The 6,221-nt window shown below is 73.2% G+C and carries 4 protein-coding genes; all 4 read left to right on the top strand.

Annotated elements, in window-relative coordinates:
* On the top strand, nt 1-1,116 hold a 1,116-nt coding region (locus tag VF202_06110), incomplete at its 5' end, for an RsmB/NOP family class I SAM-dependent RNA methyltransferase (GenBank protein HEX7039667.1).
* 159 nt (nt 1,117-1,275) lie between these two features.
* Nucleotides 1,276-2,178: an MBL fold metallo-hydrolase gene (locus VF202_06105; GenBank protein HEX7039666.1), complete on the top strand. Its 903-nt coding sequence runs from the start codon at nt 1,276-1,278 to the stop codon at nt 2,176-2,178.
* On the top strand, nt 2,175-3,551 hold the full coding sequence (locus tag VF202_06100; protein ID HEX7039665.1) for an MBL fold metallo-hydrolase: 1,377 nt from the start codon (nt 2,175-2,177) through the stop codon (nt 3,549-3,551). Before VF202_06105 ends, VF202_06100 begins: the two co-directional genes overlap by 4 nt.
* Nucleotides 3,552-3,727: 176 nt before the next feature.
* A complete protein-coding gene (lon, locus tag VF202_06095; GenBank protein ID HEX7039664.1) occupies nt 3,728-6,124 on the top strand; it encodes an endopeptidase La in 2,397 nt (798 codons plus the stop codon).
* Nucleotides 6,125-6,221 lie beyond the last annotated feature (97 nt).

The following is a 6,221-nucleotide window of genomic DNA, read 5'->3' as shown; positions in this document are numbered from 1 at the left end:
GTGTCGGCGGCGCTGCGGCTCGGCGCCTACGAGCTGCTGTGGCGGGGGACTCCCCCCTACGCCGCCGTCAGCGCCTGGGTCGAGGTCGTGAAGGGCGTGAGCGGGCGGCACGCCGGCCTCGTCAACGCCGTGCTGCGACGGCTGGCGCGCGCCACGGCCCAGGGCGAGGGCGCGTCCGGGCGAACCGGGGCGGCGGGGGCCGTCGACCCCGAGCGCGACCTGTCGCTGCCGGCCTGGCTGTTCGAGAGGTTCCAGGCCGCGCTGGGCAGGGAGGCGGCGGTCTCCGCCGCGCTGGCGATGCTGGAGCCCGAGCCGCTGTGGCTCACCGCGGTGCGCGAGGGGGCCGAGGAGTCGCTGCTCGCGCAGGGCTGCGAGGTGAGGCCCGGCCCCGACCTGCCCCTCCCCGAGGACGCCGGCGCCGGCGCCCTGCCGCGCTCCCTCTCGGTGCGCTCGCCGGTCCCGCTGGCCGACCTCCGCGCGTTCGGGGACGGGCTCGTGCAGCCGCAGAACCCGGCCTCGCTGTACGCGGCCAGGCTCCTCGGCGCCCGCGCCGGGGAGCTCGTCTACGACCTGGCGGCCGGCCACGGCGTGAAGACCGCGACGCTGGCCGCCGCGGGCGCCCGCGTCGTGGCCGTCGAGGCGTCGGCCAAGCGCGCCGCGTCCGCCGAGCGCAACCTCGCGCGCCTGGGCCTGGCGGCCGAGCACGTGGTCGCCGACCTCACGGCCGGCTGGCCGCCCGCGGGCACGCCGGCGGGCGACCGCGCGCTCCTCGACGCGCCGTGCAGCGGCACCGGCACGCTGCGCGGCCACCCCGAGATCAAGCTGCGCCTGGGGCCGGAGGACGTGACGCGGCTCGCCGGGCTGCAGGCGCAGATGCTGCGCGCCGCCGCCCGCGCCGTGAGGGTCGAGGGCACCCTCCTCTACGCCGTCTGCTCGCTGACGCCGGAAGAGGGGGTGGAGCGGGCCGCCGCGTTCCTCGAGGAGGCGCCCGGCTTCGCGCCGCTGCCCCTGCCGGCGGCACCGGGCACGCTCCTGCCGGCGCGCGTGGGCGCGTACCTCCTGCCCTTGAGAGGGCTCGACGGCTTCTACCTCGCGCGGTTCGAGAGGCGGTCGTGAGGCGCGGTCCCGGGCGGCGTGCGGTGGCGGCGGGCCCGGGGCGGTGGCCAGAGCGGCGGCGCCCAGCGACCGGCGCCGACCGGCCCAAGGCCGCCTTCGGCATCTCGTGAGCGCCCTCCCCCACGCACGGCGCGCCGCCGCGCCCTGTTAGCTTGGGGCATGGCCAAGCACGAGCCTCCGGTGCGGCTCTCCGACCGCGTCTACGCGCTGACCGGCGCCGTGAACTCGGCGATCGTCGCGGGCGACGGCGGCCGGGCGGTGGTGGTGGACACGGGACAGGACTCCGACCACGGCCGGCGCGTCAGGCGCGCGCTCGAGGACCTGGGCCTGACGCTGGCGGCGGTCGTCAACACGCACAGCCACGCCGACCACTTCGGCGGCAACGACTACCTCGTGAGGCAGTACCCGGAGGCGGTCGTCCACGCGCCGACGATCGAGGCGAGCGTGATCAGGTCGCCGTACCTCGAGCCCGTCTACCTCTTCCACGGGGCCAAGCCGCCGCCGGAGATGACCACCAAGTGGCTGCAGGCCAAGCCGTCGCCAGTGCACGCCGAGGTGGAGGCCGGGCCCCTCCAGGTCGCCGGCCTGCGGCTCGAGCTGCTCGACGTGCGCGGCCACGCCCACCGCATGCTGGCCGTGCTGGTCGACGACGTGCTCATCGCCTCCGACGCCGTGTTCGGGCCGGCCACGCTGGCGCGCTACCCGCTGCCGTTCGGCCAGGACGTGGGCGCGCAGAAGGCCGCGTTCGACGTCGTGGCAGCGAGCGGCGCCCGCGTCTTGCTGCCGGGGCACGGCGAGGTCACCGAGGACCTGCCCGGCATCGCGGCGGCGAACCGGGCTTCGGTGGCGCGCGCCGAGGAGGCGGTTCTGGCCGCCTGCGACGGCGCGACCACCGAGGAGGTGCTGGCCCGCGTGGGGACCGAGCTGGGGCTGGTCATGGACGACCTCCCCCGCTACCACCTGAACCACTGCACCGTGTCGGCCTACCTCTCCCACCTGCGCGAGGCGGGGCGGGTGGCGGCGAGCCTGGGGGCCGGCCGGCTCACGTGGGCGGCCGCGTGAGGCTGACCTGCGCCGGCGCGGCGCGCACTGTCACGGGGAGCTGCCACCTGCTCGAGACCCGCGGCGGGACGCTGGTCGTCGACTGCGGGCAGTTCCAGGGGCCCGCCGAGCTGGAGGCGCTGAACAGGAGCCCCTTCCCCTTCGACCCCGGCGGCCTGGGCGCGGTGCTCGTCACGCACGGGCACCTCGACCACGTCGGCCGCCTGCCGCGGCTCGTCAGCCTCGGCTACCGCGGCGAGTTCCACGCCACGCCAGGCACGCGCGAGATCGCGGCCATCATCCTGCGCGACGCCGCCGCTCTGGCGCGCGAGGACCACGAGAGGGAGCTGCGCAGGGCCGCGCGGGCGGGCCGGGCCCACGAGGTGCCGGGGCCCCTCTTCACGGCGGCGGAGGCCGAGGAGGCCATCGCCCGCTTCCGCCCGGCGGCCTACGACGAGCCGTTCGAGCCGCTGCCGGGCGTGCGCGTCACCTACCGCCGCGCCGGCCACATCCTGGGCAGCGCCTACCTGGAGGTCGAGGCGGAGGGTAGACGGGTCGTGTTCTCCGGCGACCTCGGCAACGGGCAGAGCGCCCTCCACGTCTCGGCCTCGCCGCCGCGGGACGCCGACGCGGTGGTGCTGGAGACGACGTACGCCGACCGCTCGCACCGCTCGCTCGAGGCGACGAGGGAGGAGTTCGCGTCCGTGATAGTCCGGGCCCTGGAGGCCGGCGGGAACGTGATCGTCCCGACCTTCGCCGTCGAGCGCGCGCAGCAGGTGCTCTACGAGCTCTACCGCCTGAAGGCCCTCGGCATCATCCCTGACATACCGGTCTATCTCGACTCGCCGATGGCGACCCAGGTGACGCGTGTCTACGGCGACGGCATCGCCGAGCTCGAGCCGGAGGTCGCGGCCGTGTTCGCGTCCGGCGGCGACCCGTTCGCTCCGCCCTCGCTGATCTTCACGGTCACGACCGAGGAGTCGAAGCGCCTCAACGACGTCCACGGCGGCGCCGTGATCATGGCGGGCTCGGGGATGATGACCGGCGGGCGCGTCCTGCACCACCTCAAGCACAACCTGTGGCGGGAGGCCGCCAGCATCGTCATCGTCGGCTACCAGGCGCGCGGCACGCTGGGACGCGCGCTCGTCGACGGCGCCAAGGTGGTCAGGATCTTCGGGGAGGAGATCGCGGTGAAGGCGAGCATCCACACGATCGGCGGCTTCTCCGCTCACGCCGACCGCGGCGACCTCGAGGCCTTCGTCGCCGCCTCCCCCACCGCCGAGCTGCTCCTCGTGCACGGCGAGCCCGAGGCGATGGCCGGCTTCGCCGACGCCCAGCGGGCGGCCGGGCGCCGCGTCAGGTGCCCGGAGCTGGGCGTGCCGCTGGAGCTCTGAGGCCTCGACCCCATCGCGAGCCGCTCGACCCGGCCGCGAGCGGCGCGCCGCCCGAGCCGAGAGGGAGCGCCGGCCCCCTGAGGAGGGAACCCGCCGTTCGTAAGCTGGCTTACGGGCCGAGCGCGTAGTCAGCCACCTTACGGAGCGCGCGGCGCGGGCGGGGTTCTACTTGGGCCATGGATTGGGAGCTACCCGTCATCGCGTTGCGCACGCAGGTCGTGCTGCCGCGCACGCTCGAGAACGTGGACGTCGGCAGGCCGAAGTCGAAGCGGGCGCTGGAAGAGGCGCAGGCGGGCGACAACAGGGTCGTGCTGGTCGTCCAGCGCGACGCCAGGGTCGACGACCCCACCGGCGACGACCTCTACTCGGTCGGCACGCTGGCCGTGATCAAGCAGGTCATCAGGCTGCCCAACGACACGCTGCAGGTGCTCGTCGAGGGGCGCGAGCGCGCCCGCATCGAGGAGTACCTGCCGGGACCGTCGCTGCGGGCGAAGGTGTCCACGGTGCCGGAGGTGACGTCGGAGGCCGCCTCGCCGCGCACCCAGGCGCTCGTCGAGCAGGTCAAGTCCGCCTTCGGCGAGTACGCGCAGCAGAACAAGAACCTCAGGCTCGACTCCTTCCACCTCGAGAACCTCAGGGGGATGAAGGAGCCGGGCCCGCTCGCCGACCTCATCGCCAAGTACTCCACCTGGGAGGTCGCCGACAAGCAGGCGGCCCTCGAGGAGGCCGACGTCGCCAAGCGCCTCGAGCTCGTCTACGGGTTCCTCACCCGCGACCTCGAGCGCTTCGAGACCGAGAAGCAGATCAGCGCTCGCGTCAAGCAGCAGATGGACTCGAACCAGCGCGAGTACTTCCTGCGCGAGCAGATGAAGGCCATCCAGAAGGAGCTCGGCAACGACGAGGCCTCCGAGACCGAGGAGCTGCGCAAGCGGGTCGAGGAGAAGAAGATGCCCGACCACGCCAGGGAGCGCGCTCTGAAGGAGATCGACCGCCTCGAGAAGATGGCGGCCGGCTCCCCCGAGGCCACGGTCGTGCGCACCTACCTCGACACGATCCTCGACCTCCCCTGGTCCGAGATGGACGACGAGCGCCTCGACGTCGCGCACAGCCAGCAGGTGCTCGACGAGGACCACTACGCCCTCGAGGAGCCCAAGGAGCGCATCGTCGAGTTCCTCGCCGTCAGGCAGCTCACCAAGGACAAGAAGGACTCCGACTACAAGGCGCCCATCCTCTGCCTGGTGGGCCCGCCCGGCGTCGGCAAGACGAGCCTGGGCAAGTCGATCGCGCGCAGCCTCAACCGCAAGTTCGTGCGCATGAGCCTGGGCGGCGTGCGCGACGAGGCCGAGATCCGCGGACACAGGCGCACCTACATCGGCAGCCTGCCGGGGCGCATCATCCAGGGCATGAAGACCGCGGGGACGATCAACCCGGTCTTCCTGCTCGACGAGGTCGACAAGATGACGGCCGACTTCAGGGGCGACCCGTCCTCGGCCCTGCTCGAGGTGCTAGACCCCGAGCAGAACAACAACTTCGTCGACCACTACCTCGAGATCCCCTACGACCTCTCGAAGGTCATGTTCATCACGACGGCGAACACGCTCGCCACGATCCCGCGGCCGCTCCTCGACCGCATGGAGGTCATCCAGATCCCGGGCTACACGCTGCCCGAGAAGCTCGAGATCGCGAAGCGCTACCGCGTGCCGCGGCAGCTCAAGGACCACGGGCTCGAGGAGCGCCTGGAGTTCACCGACGACGCCATCGAGCGGATCGTCACCGAGTACACGCGCGAGGCCGGAGTGCGCAACCTCGACAGGCTCATCGCCAAGGCCGCGCGCAAGATGGCGAAGGCCTACCTCAGCGAGCCCTGGGAGGACAAGGTCGTCATCGACAGGGTCAAGGTGCGCGAGCTCCTCGGCGTCCCGCCGTTCCGCGACGAGAAGGCCGAGAAGGAGCCGCAGGTGGGGCTGTCGCACGGCCTGGCCTGGACGTCGGTGGGCGGCGTGACCCTCGACATCGAGGCCGTCGTCATGCCGGGCAAGGGCAACGTCACGCTCACCGGCCAGCTCGGCGACGTCATGAAGGAGAGCGCCCAGGCCGGCATCGCCTACCTGCGCCGCAACGCCGACGAGTTCGGGATCCCCTCCGACTTCCACGAGAAGCACGACCTGCACGTCCACGTGCTCGAGGGCGCGACGCCCAAGGACGGCCCCTCCGCCGGCATCGCCATGGCCACGGCGGTCGTCAGCGCCATCACGGGCCGCAAGGTCCGCGGCGACGTCGCCATGACCGGCGAGATCACGCTGCGCGGGCGGGTGCTGCCCATCGGCGGCGTGAAGGAGAAGCTCCTGGCGGCGCACCAGGCCGGCATCAAGACCGTGATCCTGCCCAAGGAGAACGAGGCGAACCTCGAGGAGGTGCCGGAGGCGATCCTCGCCGACCTCGAGGTCATCACCGTCAGCGGCTTCCGCGAGGTGCTCGACGTCATGCTCGTCGAGGAGGAGGGCCAGCCGCCCGCCTTCGTGCCGCCCGTCGCCGACGAGAGGCCCGGCACGGGGGCCGTCCCCGGCGCCTAGTCCTCTGTCCCCACGAGCCTGCCGCGGCCGCGCCCGTGGGTGGGGCGCGGCCGCTTCGCTCGACCCTTGCGCCGCTCGAGGGCCGCGTATCCGGTTG

It is taken from the genome of Trueperaceae bacterium (assembly GCA_036381035.1).
GTDB lineage: Bacteria > Deinococcota > Deinococci > Deinococcales > Trueperaceae > DASRWD01.
Note: the sequence above shows the minus strand (reverse complement) of the source record. Positions and strands in the feature narration are given on the sequence as shown.